Annotated in this window: 19 protein-coding genes and 1 tRNA gene; 13 read left to right on the top strand and 7 right to left on the bottom strand. The window is 61.4% G+C overall.

The window, feature by feature from the left end:
- The first annotated feature begins 73 nt into the window (after window positions 1-73).
- The 6 genes from HBH25_RS05230 to HBH25_RS05255 all read left to right on the top strand — a co-directional run bounded on the left by HBH25_RS05230 (window position 74) and on the right by HBH25_RS05255 (window position 8,258).
- Entirely contained in the window at window positions 74-2,665 is a 2,592-nt protein-coding gene (locus HBH25_RS05230; RefSeq protein ID WP_168082220.1) for a glycosyltransferase, read from the top strand.
- A gap of 69 nt (window positions 2,666-2,734) precedes the next feature.
- Entirely contained in the window at window positions 2,735-3,886 is a 1,152-nt protein-coding gene (gene dapE / locus HBH25_RS05235; protein WP_168082222.1) for a succinyl-diaminopimelate desuccinylase, read from the top strand.
- Complete coding sequence (locus tag HBH25_RS05240) at window positions 3,886-4,719, top strand: putative RNA methyltransferase (protein ID WP_168082224.1); 834 nt, start codon at window positions 3,886-3,888, stop codon at window positions 4,717-4,719. The genes dapE and HBH25_RS05240 overlap by 1 nt, the downstream gene beginning before the upstream one ends.
- Window positions 4,720-4,742: 23 nt before the next feature.
- On the top strand, window positions 4,743-5,117 hold the full coding sequence (locus HBH25_RS05245; RefSeq protein WP_168082684.1) for a hypothetical protein: 375 nt from the start codon (window positions 4,743-4,745) through the stop codon (window positions 5,115-5,117).
- A gap of 64 nt (window positions 5,118-5,181) precedes the next feature.
- The gene (gene plsB / locus HBH25_RS05250) at window positions 5,182-7,752 is read left to right on the top strand and encodes a glycerol-3-phosphate 1-O-acyltransferase PlsB (RefSeq protein ID WP_168082226.1); all 2,571 of its coding nucleotides are present in this window, start codon (window positions 5,182-5,184) and stop codon (window positions 7,750-7,752) included.
- A gap of 113 nt (window positions 7,753-7,865) precedes the next feature.
- A complete protein-coding gene (locus HBH25_RS05255; RefSeq protein ID WP_168082228.1) occupies window positions 7,866-8,258 on the top strand; it encodes a YbaY family lipoprotein in 393 nt (130 codons plus the stop codon).
- Here the strand turns inward: HBH25_RS05255 and HBH25_RS05260 are convergent.
- A complete protein-coding gene (locus HBH25_RS05260) occupies window positions 8,255-9,037 on the bottom strand; it encodes a class I SAM-dependent methyltransferase (RefSeq protein WP_168082230.1) in 783 nt (260 codons plus the stop codon). The genes HBH25_RS05255 and HBH25_RS05260 overlap by 4 nt on opposite strands.
- A 94-nt stretch (window positions 9,038-9,131) precedes the next feature.
- Here HBH25_RS05260 and HBH25_RS05265 point away from each other — a divergent pair, with 94 nt between their 5' ends.
- From HBH25_RS05265 to HBH25_RS05280, 4 genes are all read left to right on the top strand, one after another.
- Window positions 9,132-9,764: an energy transducer TonB gene (locus HBH25_RS05265; RefSeq protein WP_168082232.1), complete on the top strand. Its 633-nt coding sequence runs from the start codon at window positions 9,132-9,134 to the stop codon at window positions 9,762-9,764.
- Between the two features lie 64 nt (window positions 9,765-9,828).
- Window positions 9,829-10,041 (top strand): cysteine-rich CWC family protein, encoded by a 213-nt coding sequence (locus tag HBH25_RS05270; protein WP_168082234.1) that lies wholly within the window; start codon window positions 9,829-9,831, stop codon window positions 10,039-10,041.
- Window positions 10,031-10,741 (top strand): pseudouridine synthase, encoded by a 711-nt coding sequence (locus tag HBH25_RS05275; RefSeq protein WP_168082236.1) that lies wholly within the window; start codon window positions 10,031-10,033, stop codon window positions 10,739-10,741. The genes HBH25_RS05270 and HBH25_RS05275 overlap by 11 nt, the downstream gene beginning before the upstream one ends.
- An 86-nt stretch (window positions 10,742-10,827) precedes the next feature.
- A tRNA-Gly gene (locus tag HBH25_RS05280) sits at window positions 10,828-10,901 on the top strand.
- A gap of 24 nt (window positions 10,902-10,925) precedes the next feature.
- Here HBH25_RS05280 and HBH25_RS05285 read toward each other — a convergent pair.
- From HBH25_RS05285 to parS, 4 genes are all read right to left on the bottom strand, one after another.
- Window positions 10,926-11,276: a HigA family addiction module antitoxin gene (locus HBH25_RS05285; RefSeq protein WP_168082238.1), complete on the bottom strand. Its 351-nt coding sequence runs from the start codon at window positions 11,274-11,276 to the stop codon at window positions 10,926-10,928.
- A 123-nt stretch (window positions 11,277-11,399) separates the two neighbouring features.
- Entirely contained in the window at window positions 11,400-11,873 is a 474-nt protein-coding gene (locus HBH25_RS05290; protein WP_343041257.1) for a helix-turn-helix domain-containing protein, read from the bottom strand.
- A gap of 178 nt (window positions 11,874-12,051) precedes the next feature.
- Window positions 12,052-12,525 (bottom strand): RES family NAD+ phosphorylase, encoded by a 474-nt coding sequence (locus HBH25_RS05295; RefSeq protein WP_168082240.1) that lies wholly within the window; start codon window positions 12,523-12,525, stop codon window positions 12,052-12,054.
- Window positions 12,525-12,989: a type II RES/Xre toxin-antitoxin system antitoxin gene (gene parS, locus HBH25_RS05300; RefSeq protein WP_168082242.1), complete on the bottom strand. Its 465-nt coding sequence runs from the start codon at window positions 12,987-12,989 to the stop codon at window positions 12,525-12,527. Before parS ends, HBH25_RS05295 begins: the two co-directional genes overlap by 1 nt.
- 159 nt (window positions 12,990-13,148) lie before the next feature.
- Here parS and HBH25_RS05305 point away from each other — a divergent pair, with 159 nt between their 5' ends.
- The gene (locus HBH25_RS05305) at window positions 13,149-13,412 is read left to right on the top strand and encodes a hypothetical protein (protein ID WP_168082244.1); all 264 of its coding nucleotides are present in this window, start codon (window positions 13,149-13,151) and stop codon (window positions 13,410-13,412) included.
- A gap of 117 nt (window positions 13,413-13,529) precedes the next feature.
- On the opposite strand, the gene HBH25_RS05310 is transcribed toward HBH25_RS05305, so the two are convergent.
- Window positions 13,530-13,955 (bottom strand): HPF/RaiA family ribosome-associated protein, encoded by a 426-nt coding sequence (locus HBH25_RS05310; RefSeq protein WP_168082246.1) that lies wholly within the window; start codon window positions 13,953-13,955, stop codon window positions 13,530-13,532.
- A 188-nt stretch (window positions 13,956-14,143) separates the two neighbouring features.
- Here HBH25_RS05310 and HBH25_RS05315 point away from each other — a divergent pair, with 188 nt between their 5' ends.
- Window positions 14,144-14,356 (top strand): hypothetical protein, encoded by a 213-nt coding sequence (locus tag HBH25_RS05315; protein ID WP_168082248.1) that lies wholly within the window; start codon window positions 14,144-14,146, stop codon window positions 14,354-14,356.
- Here the strand turns inward: HBH25_RS05315 and HBH25_RS05320 are convergent.
- Complete coding sequence (locus HBH25_RS05320) at window positions 14,350-15,459, bottom strand: glycerophosphodiester phosphodiesterase (protein WP_420708429.1); 1,110 nt, start codon at window positions 15,457-15,459, stop codon at window positions 14,350-14,352. The two genes, HBH25_RS05315 and HBH25_RS05320, sit on opposite strands and share 7 nt — an antisense overlap.
- 199 nt (window positions 15,460-15,658) lie before the next feature.
- Here HBH25_RS05320 and HBH25_RS05325 point away from each other — a divergent pair, with 199 nt between their 5' ends.
- On the top strand, window positions 15,659-16,672 hold the full coding sequence (locus tag HBH25_RS05325; RefSeq protein WP_168082250.1) for a DUF4917 family protein: 1,014 nt from the start codon (window positions 15,659-15,661) through the stop codon (window positions 16,670-16,672).
- Window position 16,673: the final 1 nt, after the last annotated feature.

Raw genomic sequence — 16,673 nt, forward strand, 5'->3', positions numbered from 1 at the left:
TTCTTCATGGCAGAGCAACTTTCCAGGCCGCCTGGTTTCAGCTATTGACGCACTGCAAGGACGTCGCAATTAAATGCCTACCCGCAAGCTGGGCCTGAACCTGATGACCGTGCTGGCCATCGCCTCACTGTTCATTGGCGGCTGGGCACTGATCAACCGCCCGGTGTCTGCCCCGGACTGGCCCGACCGCATCGGCGGGTTCTCCTACTCGCCCTTCCGCCTGGGGCAGAACCCTCAAGCAGACCGCTACCCCAGCGACGCTGAAATTCTCCAGGACCTGAACCAGCTCAGCCAATACACCGAGAGTGTGCGCACCTATTCCGTGGCCGGCACCCAGGCCGACATTCCGCGCCTGGCCGAGGAAGCCGGCCTGCAAGTGACACTGGGCATCTGGATCGGCAACGACATGGCCCGCAACGAGCAAGAAATAGCTACCGGGATCGAGTTGGCCAACCGTTACCGCAGTGTGGTCAGGGTGATCGTCGGCAACGAGGCGCTGTTTCGCGAAGAGGTCACCTCGGAACAACTGGCCCGCTACCTGGATCGGGTACGCGTAGCGGTAAAGGTGCCTGTGACCACTTCCGAACAGTGGCACATCTGGAACCATCACCCCGAGCTGGCGGCCCACGTGGACCTGATTGCCGCGCACATTTTGCCGTACTGGGAATTCGTGAAGATGGAGGACGCCGGCAGCTTTGTGCTGGCCCGTGCCCGCGAGCTGCGCCAGCAATTCCCTAAAAAACAACTGCTGCTCTCGGAAGTGGGCTGGCCCAGCAATGGGCGCATGCGGGGTGGTGCCGATGCCAGCCAGGCAGACCAGGCCTTGTATTTGCGCAGGCTGGTCAACACCCTCAACCGCCGAGGCTACGACTACTTTGTGATCGAAGCGTACGACCAGCCGTGGAAAGCCAACGACGAAGGCGCCGTAGGGGCGTACTGGGGCGTGTTCAACGCCGCCCGCCAGCCTAAGTTCAACTTCACCGGCCCGGTAGTGGCCATTCCACAATGGCGGCTGCTGGCGACGGCCTCGGCCGTGCTGGCACTGGTGGCGCTAGCCTTGCTCCTGATCGACGGTTCGGCCCTGCGCCAGCGCGGCCGTACCTTTCTCACCTTTATCGCGTTCCTGTGCGGGTCGGTGCTGGTATGGATCGCCTACGACTACAGCCAGCAGTACAGCACTTGGTTCAGCCTGATCGTAGGCGGCCTGCTGGCCCTTGGAGTGCTGGGCGTGGCCATTGTGCTGCTCGCCGAAGCCCATGAGCTGGCCGAAGCGGTGTGGACGCGAAAGCGTCGCCGACCGTTCCCTCCTGTGGAAGCGAGCGAGGCGTACCGGCCCACGGTATCTGTCCATGTGCCTTGCTATAACGAACCGCCGGCCATGGTGAATGCCACGCTGGACGCCCTGGCGGCACTGGACTACCCCGATTTTGAAGTGCTGGTGATCGACAACAACACCCAAGACCCTGCCGTATGGCAACCGGTAGAAGCCCATTGCGCCACCCTGGGGCCCCGCTTCCGGTTCTTCCACGTAGCCCCCCTGGAAGGCTTTAAGGGCGGTGCGCTCAATTACCTGCTGGAACACACGGCGCAGGATGCCGAGGTGATCGCGGTTATCGACTCCGATTACTGCGTGGCACCGGAGTGGCTCAAGCACATGGTGCCGCATTTCGCAGACCCGAAAATTGCCATTGTGCAAAGCCCTCAGGATTACCGGGACGAGCACGACAGCCTGTTCAAGCGCCTGTGCCACCTGGAGTACCAAGGGTTTTTCCGCATTGGCATGATTACCCGCAATGACCGGGACGCCATCATCCAGCATGGCACCATGACGCTCACCCGCCGCAGTGTGCTGGACCGGCTCGGCTGGGCCAAATGGTGTATCTGCGAAGATGCCGAACTGGGGTTGCGCGTATTCGAAGAAGGCTTGTCTGCCGCTTATCACCCGCGCAGCTACGGCAAAGGCCTGATGCCAGACACCTTCAGTGCCTTCAAGAAACAGCGCGTACGCTGGGCCTATGGCGCTGTGCAAATTCTCAAGCGCCATGCCGCCACGTTGCTGCTGGGCAAGGGCAAACTCACGCGGGGCCAGCGTTACCACTTTGTGGCTGGCTGGCTGCCCTGGATCGCCGACGGCATGAACATCTACTTCACCTTCGGCGCCCTGCTGTGGAGTGGGGCCATGATCATCGTACCCAACCGGGTGGCCCCCCCTCTGCTGATCTTTGCGATTCCACCCCTGGCCCTGTTCGTGTTCAAGGTCGGCAAGCTGCTGTTCCTGTACCGGCGTGCCTTGGGCCTGCCGTTGCGTCGGGGCCTGTACGCGGCTGTGGCCGGGCTGGCGCTGTCACATACCATTGGTAAAGCGGTGCTTTATGGCGTGTTCACCAAAAGCATGCCCTTTGTACGTACACCCAAGCTGGCCGGCACCCATGGCGTGGCCACCGCCTTGGGTGAAGCGCGGGAGGAGTTGTATGTACTGGTGCTGCTGTGGAGTGCCGCCGCCGGCCTGTGCCTGATTCAGGGGTTACCCAGTTCCGACGCACGCTGGTGGCTGGTGATGCTGCTGGTGCAATCCCTGCCCTACCTGGCGGCCGTGATCATGGCGCTGGTGTCCACGGCACCGCGGTTGCGCCGTGCGGCCAAGGTCGCCATGAGCGACGCTTGAGGAACAAGCCCGGCAGGCGTTTTTGCTTTACCATACGCAGCCTTTTCCCGCCCTGCCCGGAGTTACCCCATGTCGGCCGCTGTTGACCTGTCGCCTACCCTTGCCTTGGCCTGCGAGCTGATCCGGCGCCCGTCGATTACGCCGCTGGACGCCGACTGCCAAGCCCTGATGATGCAGCGCCTGGGTGCCGCCGGCTTTACCCTTGAACCCATGCGCATCCAGGATGTGGATAACTTCTGGGCCCGCCATGGCAACCAGGACGGGCCGGTGCTGTGCTTTGCAGGGCATACGGACGTAGTGCCTACCGGCCCTGCCGCTCAATGGCAACACGGGCCTTTCGATGCCTTGATCGATGAGCATGGCATGCTGTGTGGCCGCGGCGCGGCAGACATGAAAGGTAGCCTGGCCGCCATGGTGGTAGCCGCCGAGCGCTTCGTGGCGGATTACCCGGCCCACCGAGGCGCCATTACCTTTCTGATCACCAGCGATGAAGAAGGCCCGGCCCACCATGGCACCAAGGCTGTGGTGGAGCGCCTGGCAGCCCGTAATGAACGGCTGGACTGGTGCATTGTAGGTGAGCCGTCCAGCACCACGCTGGTGGGCGACGTGGTCAAGAACGGCCGTCGCGGCTCGCTGGGCGCCACCTTGCTGGTGCGTGGCAAGCAAGGTCACGTGGCCTATCCTCACCTGGCCCGCAACCCTATTCATTTGTTGGCCCCTGCCCTGGCCGAGCTGACTGCCGAACACTGGGACGACGGCAACGCGTTCTTTCCGCCTACCAGCTTCCAGGTGTCCAACATCAACGGGGGCACAGGCGCCACTAATGTGATTCCTGGCGAGCTGACAGTGGTGTTCAACTTCCGCTTCTCTACGGAGTCCACCGTTGAAGGCTTGCAGCAGCGAGTGTCAGCCATCCTCGACAAGCATGGGCTGGACTGGCATATCGATTGGGCGCTGTCGGGGCTGCCGTTCCTGACCGAACCCGGCGACCTGCTCACCGCAGTGGCGGGTGCCATCAAAGACGTCACGGGCCGTGAGACCCAGCCCTCCACCAGCGGCGGCACCAGCGATGGCCGCTTTATCGCCACTTTGGGTACTCAAGTGGTTGAGCTGGGGCCGGTCAACGCGACCATCCACCAAGTGGATGAACGTGTACTGGCCAGCGACCTGGACCTGCTCACCGACATCTATTACCACACCCTTGTAAAGCTGCTTGCCTGATGCTGACCTGCCCCCTGTGTTCCGCCCCGCTGCTGGTCGCCGATAACGGCGTGGCCTGCCCAGCGGGCCACCGCTTCGACCGCGCCCGCCAGGGCTACCTGAACCTGCTGCCCGTTCAGCACAAGAACAGCCGAGCGCCTGGGGATAACCAGGCCATGGTCGACGCCCGGCGCGCCTTTCTCGAAGAAGGCCACTATGCCCCCGTGGCCAAGCGCCTGGCTGAACTGGCCCACGAGCGCCACCCCGGCCAGTGGCTGGACATCGGCTGCGGCGAAGGCTATTACACCGCCCAGCTCGCTCAGGCCCTGCCGGAAGCACAAGGCTATGGCCTGGACATTTCCCGCGAGGCAGTCAAGCGCGCCTGTCGCCGTGCCCCCATGGTGACCTGGCTGGTGGCGAGCATGGCGCGGGTGCCCCTGGCCTCGGCCAGCTGTGATTTCATTGCCAGTGTGTTCAGCCCACTGGACTGGCAGGAGGCCCAACGGGTGTTACGCCCCGGTGGCGGCCTGATGCGCGTAGGGCCCAACCGGGACCACCTGATGGAGCTGCGCGAACAGCTGTACGATCAGGTTCGCGAGTACGTGGATGACAAGCACCTTGCGAAGGTACCTGACGGCATGACGCTGGCCCATTCCGAGGTACTGACGTACCCCTTGCACCTGCCGGCCGGTGACAGCCGTGCCCACCTGCTGGCCATGACACCCCATGGCTGGCGCGCCAGCGCCGACAAGCGCAAGGCCTTGATCGAGCGGCCCGGCCCGTTCGCGGTAACGGTGTCCATGCGGTACGATTATTTCGTCAATGCCAACGATGCTGCTTCGGTAGCCCAATGACTCCTTCATCGAGCGAACCCACTATGCGGCAACCGGATATCGAGATCTACCTCAAGGACGCGGACGTCGATCACAAGGCGATCACCGCCTGGCTGTCCACAGCCCTGGGCCCGTGCACCGCCTGGGCACAAAAAGGGCAGGTATGGAAATGCAGCGCAGGTGACATCCCTGTCACCTGGGTCCCCCTGGCCGTGGGCAAATGGAACAGCCTGTTTCTCGAAAGTGACCACACGCCTTGGGCGGATGACCTTGCGTGCGCGCGTGCCGCGCACCAGGCCCTCAACGTGGAGGTACGCTGCGCGCCGGGCACCTGGGTGGAAGAGGAAAGCGACGAGCAAGCCGACCGCTGGATTCGGGTGAGCGCCGAAGGGGAAGAAGAGATCAACTGGCGAACCTGAGGTCACGGGCTGTTCGCAGGCTACGCCAGCTTCTACAATACGGGTTTACCTGAGCCTGCCCCCTATGTCCCCTTCTGTCTTGCACCGTGTTGTCGCCAGTGCATTGCGTAGAATCCTCTACCTGTGGGTCCGCTCGGAAACCATCAACCCAGGCGCAGGCACGAGCCTGGACCGCAGCCGCGCTGTCATCTATGTGCTGGAAAGCCCAGCAGCGACGGACCTGGCCGTGGTAGACCACGAATGCCGGCGCCTGGGGCTGCCGCGCCCAGTCCGGCCAGTGGCGGTGGGCCCGGTACTGGAACCCCGCGCCCATTTCTACCTCACACCCGCGGCAGACTGGCTAGGGCGGCGAGACAAGCGCGGCGCCCCGCCGGCACTGCAGCGCCTGGTAGAGGCCTGTACCCAACACCCTGGCGAGGATGCGCTGATTGTGCCTGTGAGCGTGTTCTGGGGGCTGTCACCTGACAGCGAGTCCAGCCCCTGGAAGCTGCTGTTCGCCGACAGTTGGGCAGTGACCGGGCGCCTGCGCCGGCTGATTACGGTATTGATTCTGGGCCGCAAGACCCGCGTCCAGTTCGCGCCGGCCCTTTCCCTGCGCGAACTGGTGGACGCGGGCAAAGGCCCCGAGCGCACCGTACGCATGGCGCAGCGTTTGCTGCGGGTCCATTTCCGCCAGCAAAAGGCGGCCGTGATCGGGCCGGACATTTCACACCGCCGCCACCTGGTCAAAGGCCTGATTCACGCGGCGCCTGTTCGCCAAGCCATCGCCGACGAAGCCGCCCGCGAGAACATCAGCCTGGAGCGGGCCGAAAGCCAGGCGCTGCGTTATGGCAACGAGATCGCCTCGGATTACACCTACACAGCCATTCGCTTTCTTGAAGTGGTACTGAGCTGGTTCTGGAACAAGATCTACGATGGCATCAAAGTCAGCCAGATCGAACAGGTACAGGCCCTGGCGCCAGGGCATGAAGTGATCTACGTGCCGTGCCACCGCAGCCATATCGACTACCTGCTGCTGTCCTACCTGCTGTTCCGTCATGGCCTCACGCCGCCGCACATTGCTGCCGGCATCAACTTGAACATGCCTGTGATTGGCAGCCTCCTTCGCCGGGGCGGCGCGTTCTTCATGCGCCGCACCTTCAAGGGCAACCCCCTCTATGCGGCGGTGTTCAACGAATACCTCCACACCCTGTTCACCAAAGGCTTCCCGGTGGAGTATTTCGTGGAAGGCGGGCGTTCGCGCACCGGGCGAATGCTGCGGCCCAAGCCGGGCATGCTGGCTATCACCGTGCGCAGCTACCTGCGGTCGTCACGCACGCCTATCGTGTTCGTGCCGGTGTATATCGGCTACGAGCGTGTGCTGGAGGGCCGCACTTACCTGGGCGAACTTCGTGGGGCAGCCAAAAAGAAGGAGTCAGTGCTCGATATCTTCAAGGTGATTGGCGCCCTCAAGCAGCGCTTCGGGCAGGTATCGGTCAACTTTGGCCGGCCTGTTCGCCTCACGGAGTTCCTGGACGCCCAGCAACCCGGCTGGCGCGCCGAGCCACCCGCCGAGGACTTCAAACCCGCCTGGCTAAACCGGGTTACGCACCAGCTCGGCGAGCAGGTGGCTTGCCATATCAACGAAGCCGCGGCCATCAACCCGGCCAACCTGGTGGCCCTGGCCTTGCTGTCCACCACACGCCAGGCACTGGACGAAAGCGCACTGGCACGGGTGCTGGACCTGTTCCTGGGGCTGGTGCGCGAGGTGCCCTATTCACCCTATACCACCCTGCCCGAGGGCGATGGCCTGGCCTTGATTGCCCATGTAAAGGGCATGGGGCTGGTGGCCGAACAATCGGACGCCTTGGGCCGCATCCTGTACCTGAACGAACAGAATGCGGTACTGATGACGTACTACCGCAACAACGTGCTGCATGTGTTCGCCCTGCCCGCGCTGCTGGCAAGCCTGTTCCAGAGTTCAGCCCGTATCAACCGGGAGCAGGTATTGCGCTTCACCCGTGCGCTCTACCCCTACCTGCGCGCAGAGCTGTTCATTCGCTGGTCAGGGGAAGAACTCGATGGCGTGATGGACCAGTGGCTGGCGGCGTTTGTCAGCCACGGGTTGCTGCGCCAGGAAGGGGAAAATTACCTGAGGCCTGCCCCCAGCTCTCGGCAATTCGTGCTGCTTACCCTGCTTGCCCGGGGCATTACTCAAACACTACAGCGCTTCTACATGGCCATTGCGCTGTTGCTCAACCATGGGCAGTACGGGCTTACCGCTGAGGCCCTGGAGGACCTGGCCACGGTCATGGCCCAACGGCTGTCCATTCTTCATGGGCTCAATGCACCCGAGTTCTTCGACAAAACGCTGTTCCGGCATTTCATCCAGGCGTTGGTCGATACCGGTGTGGTGCACCGCAACGAGGAAGGCAAGCTGGGCTACCAGAGCGGCCTGGGTGAGCTGGCAGAAGGTGCTGCCAAACGGGTGCTGTCCGCCGAGGTGCGGCTGTCCATTCGGCAGGTGACCCTGCACCGTAACGAAGACCTGGCGGTGCGTGAAACGGGCGCGGCGCCCGAAGCGTTGCTGGCGGATGTTCCAGGTGAAGCCTCTGTGCAAGAGGGTGACCGCAAGGGCGCTGACGTTGTTGAATAAGCGCTTACTGAAGCGCGGTGCAGCCCCAAGGCTGGGCTTCAGAGCTTGCCCAGCTGCACGTGGCACCTTGATCCGCTACATTCAGCGTTCTGATCACGGCCAGGAGCGCCCTCTTGAAACGACTCTTCCCTCTTCTTGCAGCCCTACTGCTCAGCGGCTGCCAACACTGGCCTGACACCGCCGTGCTGAAGGGCCAAGCCTATTACCTGCAACGGATCGCATTACCGCCCACAGCGGTGTTGAACGTGACCCTGGCGGATGTCTCCATGGCCGACGCCCCGGCGGTTACCTTGGCACGCTATACAGGCCCCGCCGGGGCTCAGGTGCCCATTCCCTTCGAGCTGAGCTATGACCGTCGGCAGCTGGCCAGTGGTCACCGCTATGCAATCACCGCCCGTATCGAATCGGCTGGGGAACTGCTATGGATCAATACCCAGGCGGTGCCCGTCACGCTTGATGGTAACGACCCGCAACCGCTGCGCGTAAAAGTGGAGCCCGTGCGCTAGGGTTTCAGGGACTTCTTCGGGTAAATATCATAGCGGCTGGATTTACCTTCAATGCACAGCGCTGGCTTCGGCCCTTCAACCGGTGGCGCCTTGCGCGGGCGCTTTACCGTTACACGGTGAGTGGCCAGCGCCAAGGCCGCATCCAACAGGGCTGGCGCGTCCACGTCATCACCGACCAGCGGGCGGAACAGGCGCATCTCCTTTTTCACCAGGGCGCTTTTGTCCCGGTGAGGGAACATAGGGTCCAGGTACACCACTTGTGGCGCTTCGCCCTCCCAGTGGCTCATCCGTTCGATAGCATTGCCTTGGTGCAGCGTCATGCGGGCCACGATGGGGCCTACGTCTTGATCCAGGCTGGCCCGCGCCAGCCCATCCCGTAACAGGGTGGCAATAATGGGCTGGCGCTCGATCAGGTCCAGCCGACACCCCAAGGTCGCCAGTACGAACGCGTCCTGCCCCAATCCCGCTGTAGCATCCAGCACATGGGGGCGTACGCCGGGCTGCAGGCCCGCGGCCTTGGCGATCATTTGCCCACTGCCCCCGCCGAACTGGCGCCGGTGTGCCGCCCCACCCTGCAGGAAATCCACCCACACCGGGCCGGGTGCCTCCGCCCCCAGCTGTTGCAGCTGCACACCGGCGGGCCCCACCTGAAGGGCAAAATCCGCTGCCTCCAGCACCAAGGGCAGGCCCAACGTCGTCGCCAAGACCTGGGCGGTTTCACGGAAAGCCTCAGCCATGGGCACCACCTGAATGCGGCACGCCGCTTGTCGCTCTTGCATCACCTGTACTCGAAAAAGGTTAAATCTTCGCCGCGAGCGGCCGATAGTGACTGTGTGCGATATTTTGCCAGAGCTTTGGGTCCCCTGAACGCCAATGACCGATCTCATTTCCCCACCTGTTGGTTATCTGTCACCGGTTGGCAACTTCAGCCGGCGCAATACCCAGACCCTGGGCGGGGTGAGCCACCTGTGGCAGGACTTTTTCGCCAGCGCGCTCAAGCCTGCACCTGAAGGTGAGGCTGATACGGCCACTGACGCACCACCCTTTGTATTGCCAGCCCCCGTCAACGCCGACGGCGAACCAGTTGCCGGCGCCCAATGGCTGCAGCAAGTGCACGAGCAACGGGGCTGTGACATTGCCGAGCAGGTGATAGAGCCGCCCAAGCCGCTGTTCCTGCCCATCGCAGAATTCGACACCGACCTGTTGCCACCCGCAGCAGTCCCCTACCCGGCTGAAGAACTGCAGGCTCAACAGCTGGAACTTGATCTGGACACCGGCTGGCGCCGGCCCATCGTGTTTGCCAACGGCAAGCCGCTGCCTGAGCCAGGCCCTGCGCCCAAACCACGTGCCCTGTACTTGCCGATCGCCGAGTTCGAAACCGACCTGCTGCCCCCGGCCAACGTGCCCTTCGATGAGCAGACACTGATCTACCAGCAGCGCGAGTTCGACTTCGATACCGGTTGGGCCCGGCCCATCGTGCTCCAGAACCTACGCGTTACGGCCTGAAGCCCGGCCTCTCGTATGCGACAATGCGCACACGCGTGATCGCTCCATAAGGTTGCCCTTCTCCATGCCAGACCCTTCCACTTGCCCGGCCTGTGGCTGTTCGAACCAGTGCGCCATGGCCACGGCCGACACAGCCCCTTGCTGGTGTTTCAACGTGACCGTAGACGCCCAGGCGCTGGCTGCCTTGCCGGATGCCGCACGGGGCACAGCGTGCCTGTGCCCACGCTGTGCCGCTGGGTTAGCGCCTTTATCTGCTAAGCCTGCCGATGCGCCTTGACCGCCTGGTTGCCAACCTGCCGGGCTATAACCGCCAGCAGGCGAGGCGAGCGCTGGCCATGGGCGAGGTTGAAGTGGACGGGTGCGTGGTACAGGAACCCGCCTGGGACATTCGCCCGTTCGCGACCGTGAGCGTCCGTGGCCAAGTGGTGCAGCACGGCTACCCGGCGCGCTACCTGATGCTGCATAAACCCGAGGGCTGCGTAAGCGCCACCAGCGACCCCGAGCACCGCACGGTGCTGGACCTGTTGCCAGAAGCCGAACGCGCCGACCTGCACCTGGCAGGCCGCCTGGACTACAACAGCACTGGGCTGCTGCTGTTGACCAACGACGGCCACTGGTCCCGCCGCCTCACGCAGCCCGGCAGCAAACTGCCCAAACTCTACTACGTGGAAACCGAGCAACCCATCGAAGCGCACTATGTCAGCGTGTTCGAGGCAGGCCTGTACTTCGCCTACGAAGGCCTCACCACCCTGCCCGCCCACCTCATCCTGCTGGGTTCGCACTCGGCCCACTTGAGTTTGGTGGAGGGGCGTTACCATCAGGTCAAGCGTATGTTCGGCCACTTCCAGAACAAAGTGACCCGGCTGCACCGGGTGGCGGTAGGGCCTCTGACACTGGACCCGGCCTTGGCGCCTGGCGCGTATCGGGCGTTGACCGAGGGGGAGCTGGCCAGCCTACAGGTGCCGCTGGAGGGGTGAGGGGTAAAGCGGAAGGCAGGCGTTTCGCTTTGGCGAAAAAAAAGGTTCTGTTTTCAAACGCTTTCTGGTAAAAAGTACGCCCTTGAGCGGGTATAGTTTAGTGGCAAAACGAAAGCTTCCCAAGCTTTAGTTGAGGGTTCGATTCCCTCTACCCGCTCCAGATTTTCCTCTTCAAGCCCTCGCGTTACCTGGCTTTCGAGCTCTTTCGTTGTAGTTGATCTATCGGGTTTACACTCGGAATCGCCTTAGATTGCTGGGCACCTAGCTTAGTGATCGGTGGAACGCTTTTGTGCTGCGCGCACCACAAATCATAGGCCGACTGGCGAGCAAGCCACATATGGGCCTTGCCTACACCTGCCAACTCCAGACGCCACGCCAGGTCTGCTTTAACGGCAGAACGGCCATTGAGTAGTGTAGATAGACGCCTTCTGGAATAGCTAATCTGCTTGGCTAGGTCCGTAGTAGATAACTTGAGTTCCGGCAATACATCTTCGCGCAGCGCTTCGCCCGGATGAGGTGGGTTGTGCATTGCCATCTGTCGCTACCCTTTCAGTGCTGATCAAGGTAAAGAACCAGTTCCGCAGCCGTGTCGATAAAGCGGAAAGCCATGTGCCAGTAGCCTGTTTTGCCTGCCAACCAGAACCGATGCAGGATTCTGCTACATGGTTACAGCAATGCTCGACGTTTTAGCGGAGGCTCGAACCTGCGCAGCGACGAATGCTTTCGGGTCAATGCCAAATCGTTCAGCCAATGCAAAAGCTTTTTTGTGACTGATCGGGCGTTCGCCGTTTAGGACCTTGGATATAGCCGTTTTGTCGCCAATTTCAGGCAGGTCAGAACCGGACAGAGTGTGGATTTCCATCAGATCCTTCAACAGCTGTATAGGCGTGGCGGCAGCTTGTGCTTCAGCACTGAAACGGCTGAAGGTCGCATCGCCCTGCTCATAATCCAGAATGGCCTCCTCCACCTCAACCAAGATCTGCTCTTCATACCGGTTGAGTATGTGTCCATCGGTAAGCTCATCCAGCAGCAGGGTAGCTCGCTTGTAATCCGCAGGACCTTTGATCCCATGGACGTATTGACCGCGCAGCTGCTCCACCAACGCCTGTATTTGCTCAAGCGATTCACGCACAAAGATCGTCTTTAGGCTGGTTTTCAGGGAGTGACCCACACGTTGTCGACAGCGGCGGCCGTTGCAAAATCTTCGGCGGCGTCAGGAAATCCATGACCTAATGGCTAAACACCTGCTGGGCCCTCTCGTTTCTACAAGCAGCAGACTGCTCAGCCCTGACCTACGAGCGTCCAGGAGATCACAACCCCCTACCCACCTCAAACATCCGCGGGTCATACATAAAATCGTACATCTCAGCGACCTTAATCCGGCTCGCTTGGGGATGATTGGGGTTGACGACGACGTTCAACTCCAACGGCATGATGGCAGATGGAAGGATCAGCCCCAGATGCGTATTGGATTTCAGCCACGCAGTACCAAGGTCCATGCTGGGCCGGTCGGCTGGCAGGCTTGCCCACCCTTCTGGCAAATCAGCGGCGCTTAGTGTCTTGTACAGTGAAGGGTCTGAGGGCAGTTCGAAACAGGTGATCTTAAGCGGGAACGTCGGCTGGCCGGTTGCGTGAACGAAGGTCTCCAGGCAGCAAATAGCTGGGGTCATACCCATGTACACCGCAGGCACATCCTGGTCATTCCACCGACCGCCTTCAATAGCTGCGCCTTTGCCCGAAAGGTCTGTCGCACGTTTCTCTTTCGCTATTCGCCAAGCCCGCATTAAGCCGCCCCACCCCACTCCAACGCATGCAGCACCCGACGTACCTGTTTTGCGCCGATCTCGGTTTCACACAGCAGGATAGGCGCAACATTCCCGAGGGCTTTATTAGGCACCGACATCCACCTTGCAGCGGCATCTTGGTCTTCAAACACCTCATGCGCGAGGTTGGACACCGACGCTATGCGGTCCAGGCGCTCGGAGGCTACGGTATCAAGCGCTTGGTCTTCACGAATTCGACGCTCAAAGGTAGAGGTCGAACCATTGAAGAGAACGGCTACAACCTCTTGTTGCAGGTTGAAGGTTAGCCGCATCGCTTGGAAAAGTTGTACCGAAAAACCTTTCTTGATATGAACCAGCCGCTCAGATTCCCTGAGCGCATGCTGGCGACTAGCGAAAGCCCAGAATGCCTTCTCCCCGTCGCTACGCAATGCTTCTCGGCGCTTTTCAGTGATTGAGACGCCCATGCAGCCTCCGTCATTTGATGCTGATATTTCGTCAAATGAGTTTAAACCGCTTTTGGCTTACGGTCATCCTGCTTCCGCGGGCAATTTCGTAGGTAATACATTGTGCTCGGCTACAATCACCGCATGAATACTTGGGCCATGCACAGGGGAGAAGGAACCATGCAGACCTGCTATACACGTGCCGACGAGGAAGACTTATCGCGAATGTCAGAAGAAATGGAAACTGGTACGGTCATTGACACCGCCAAAAACAGTAAGCCGATTTCAGAGCTGGTGGCTTCTGAGGAAGCCATGAAGCTGCCTCGTATCGGATTTGCTAGAGGTATGGGTGACGAGCAATCATTCGACTATCAGGCTTTCCAAATAGCTGACGCCGATGTCGAAGCCCTATTTCGAGGTGGCAATACACCCGACTACTGCTAGAGGCGTTGGTTAGCGCGCGAGGTCTGGGGCAACCCGATGCTGGCAAGGGGTAAAGAAAGCAATAAAGCGTGTCAGGCCAAGGCCCAGCCACCCAAGCAGCCAGGCCCCTCCCCTCGTTTACTCCTTACCCAACGCCTCACGCCTGGCCAGGAAATCATCCTCCAGCATTGCATCCACTTCTGCTTCCGAGTCTTCCAGCACTGGCGGTGCGGTCAGGTGGCCAGTGGAAACCACAGGCTCATCCAGGCGGCCCATCAGGTGCTCCAGGGCATGGCACATTTTATCAGCAGCGCCTTGCACGGCCTGGTCCAGAGATTCTGCCTTGTGGGTAACGGACACAGGCGTATGGCCTTTGGGCCGGGCTTCGATCTGGCAGCGCTTGTCTTGGGCGCCAGATTTTTCGGCATTTTCATCACTGACATGGACTTCCACCCGGGTCAGCAAGTCATCGAACCGCTCCAGGGCGTCTTCCACGGCGCTACCTACCCAGTCGTGCAAACCTACGCCGGCAGTGACCTGGTTGCTGTTGACTTGTACCTGCATGGTTGCTCTCCACTGTTATTGCAAAGGCTTGTTTTCCTTAGAGGTGCAGAGGGGTGGGATCGGTTCCCTGAGATTGTTTGAAGGCTTTTTCATGTAAGCAGGCCTATGGCCACTTCCTGCCCAAAGCAAGCGGCGGGCACCAACGTGTGGCTCCAGGGTCACTATTTCACGCACAAGGAGTGACAACCATGCCCGACTCACTGCACCACGCGTTAGAGAAGATCTACGAAAACCAGGTAGCCCTGGCAGCGGCCATTGAAGAATTGGCGCTGTGGGTGGAGGTGCGGGGGGATGACGCTGCCACGGCGGGCAGCGTGCGAGATGCGCTGGATACGCTGGAGCGCAATGCCGAGCCGATCGGGCGCTGGATCGCCGACCTGCACGGCATTTCCGGTCAGTAGCCTTCGTCGTCGAGTATGGCCTGCACGGAGCGCTTCGAAGGGCGCCCGTCGAACTTCAGCAGCTCGGCCGTGCGGTTGGTGAAGATGCCGTCTACCCCGGCCTTCTTGACCTTGTCGAAGTCCACCGGGTCATCCACGGTGTACACATGCACTAGCAGGCCTTTGGCATGGGTGAGTTTGTTCATCCAAGGCTGCACCAGGTCCATGTAGCTCTGATCGCCCCCTTTGGTCAGCGCCGCTGAAGGGCCAGTGCCCACCGCACCTTGCGCTTTAGCAAAATCGACCCAGCTGGCGAAGGCTTCCTTGCTGGCAGGGCGCTGGCTGGCGTAGTACGCCGCCTTGTCCTTGATGCCCGAGTCTGCGAAGGCCACTTTGGACTCCGGCTCGATGCTGCCCTCGCCCACCCACAACAACAGCACTTTAGGCACCTTGGGCATTTCCTTGGCCAGCAGTTCCAGGCTGGCCTTTTCGAAGGTTTGCAGCACTACGTGGTGGCCAGCGGCAACCTCGCCCGAAGGGGTCAGCCAGCCGCGGGAGATCAGCTTGGCCTTCAGGTCCGCTTCGATGCCGGGGTAGAGGCTGGGCACCTTGGTTTCGATGTACAGCCCGGTACGGTTCTCAGGGTCAGCATCGGCAATGTCGATGATCTCATCCAGGGTCAACACCTTGGCGCCCTGGAAGGCGGGGCGTGCACGGTCTGGGTAGGCCGTGTTGAACCAGCTGCCGGCATCTAACTCACGCAGTTCAGCCAGGGTGAACGCGCTTATAGGCTTGTCGCGGCGGTCCGGAAAGCGCGTGGCCACGTCTGTGGTACGTAGCAGTGTGTCGTCATGAAAGGCCACCAACTGCCCGTCGCGGGTGCGTTGCAGGTCCATTTCCAGGTAGTCCGCACCCAGGTCGCGGGCGGCTATATAGGCGGGGCGAGTGGACTCAGGCGCATCGTAGCTGGCGCCCCGGTGAGCGATCACTGCAGGCCAGGCAACGCCGGCCTTCTTTGCCAAAGCCTCTGGCGAGGGCGCAGCAGCGAACACGGGCGCTGATGCCATGGCCAGGCACAACAGCGCGGCACCCAACTGGAATGTTTTGACCTGCTTCACACGCATTCCCCTTTTTCGGGTTTAACAATGGAAGGCGCTTTGCGCCAGCCTTCGAGCATAGCGCAGCGGGTGCTGTTTCAAGATGACACTCGCGACACTCACCTTCCATACGGGCACCTTCCATACGGGCGGAAGGCGCAAACCCGCGAGCCACAGCGGCAACGTGCTACAGTCGCGCCAGCCTAAGTCACCGAATTGCTGCACTATGGAATTACACACCTTCGACACCACCCTCCCCGCCTGGAAAGACACACGCCTGGCTGGCCATTGCACTGGCCTGTTGCTGGGCAATGGCGCCAGCCGCGCACTGTGGCGGGGCTTTGCCTATGACACGCTGTTCGAATTGGCGCAAAAGGTGCGCAACCGCCCGTTGGGCCAGACCGACTTGGCGCTGTTCAAGGCGCTGGGCAGCGAGAGCTTCGAACAGGTCCTGGGATCACTCAATACCACCACGCGCGTGAACGCAGCGCTGGCCATTGGCGCTTCCGGCCCACTGAACCGCTATTACGCCATCAAGGAAGCGCTGATCCACGCCATGCGCAGTGTTCACCTGCCCTGGCGGTTGCTGCCTGCTGCCACGCGCCTGGCCCTCAACACCGCCCTGCGGGACTACCACGCGATCTATTCAGGTAACTATGACCTGCTGTGCCACTGGGCCGTAGCAGAAGCGCCGGAAGGGTTCGACGATGGCCTGGACGAGGACGCCAGCTTTGATGCCAGCCGGCCGCCTGCAGGTGACCATCGCCTGCATTACCTGCATGGCGGGCTGCACCTGCTCAAGGACCGCGACGGCGCCACCCGCCGCCGCCTGGCCGTGGGTAGCGAGTTGCTGGACGGGTTTGCCATCAATACACCGGGGGAGGTGCCGCTGTTCGTCAACGAGGGTACAGGTGCCGATAAGCTGCGAAGCATTCGGGGGTCGGACTACCTTACTCGTAACCTTGGGGCACTGGCCGTGCATCAAGGCCCGCTGTGCGTGTTTGGCCACCAGTTGAACACACAGGATGCCCATGTGCTGGCGGCCCTGCGCCAGGCCCCCATTGACGCCATGGCGGTGTCCATTTTCCCGTTGAGCGACCCTTGGGTGCTCAGCCAGAAAAAGCACTACCACGCGCTGCTGGGCGATCGGGTGACCTTGGAGTTCTTCGACGCCACCAGCCACCCGTTAGGGGCACCTGCCCTGATGATTCCTCAGGAAAAGGCCCGGCCGAAGCGCTGAC

It is taken from the genome of Pseudomonas quercus, assembly GCF_012033695.1.
In the GTDB taxonomy this organism is placed as follows: Bacteria; Pseudomonadota; Gammaproteobacteria; order Pseudomonadales; family Pseudomonadaceae; genus Aquipseudomonas; species Aquipseudomonas quercus.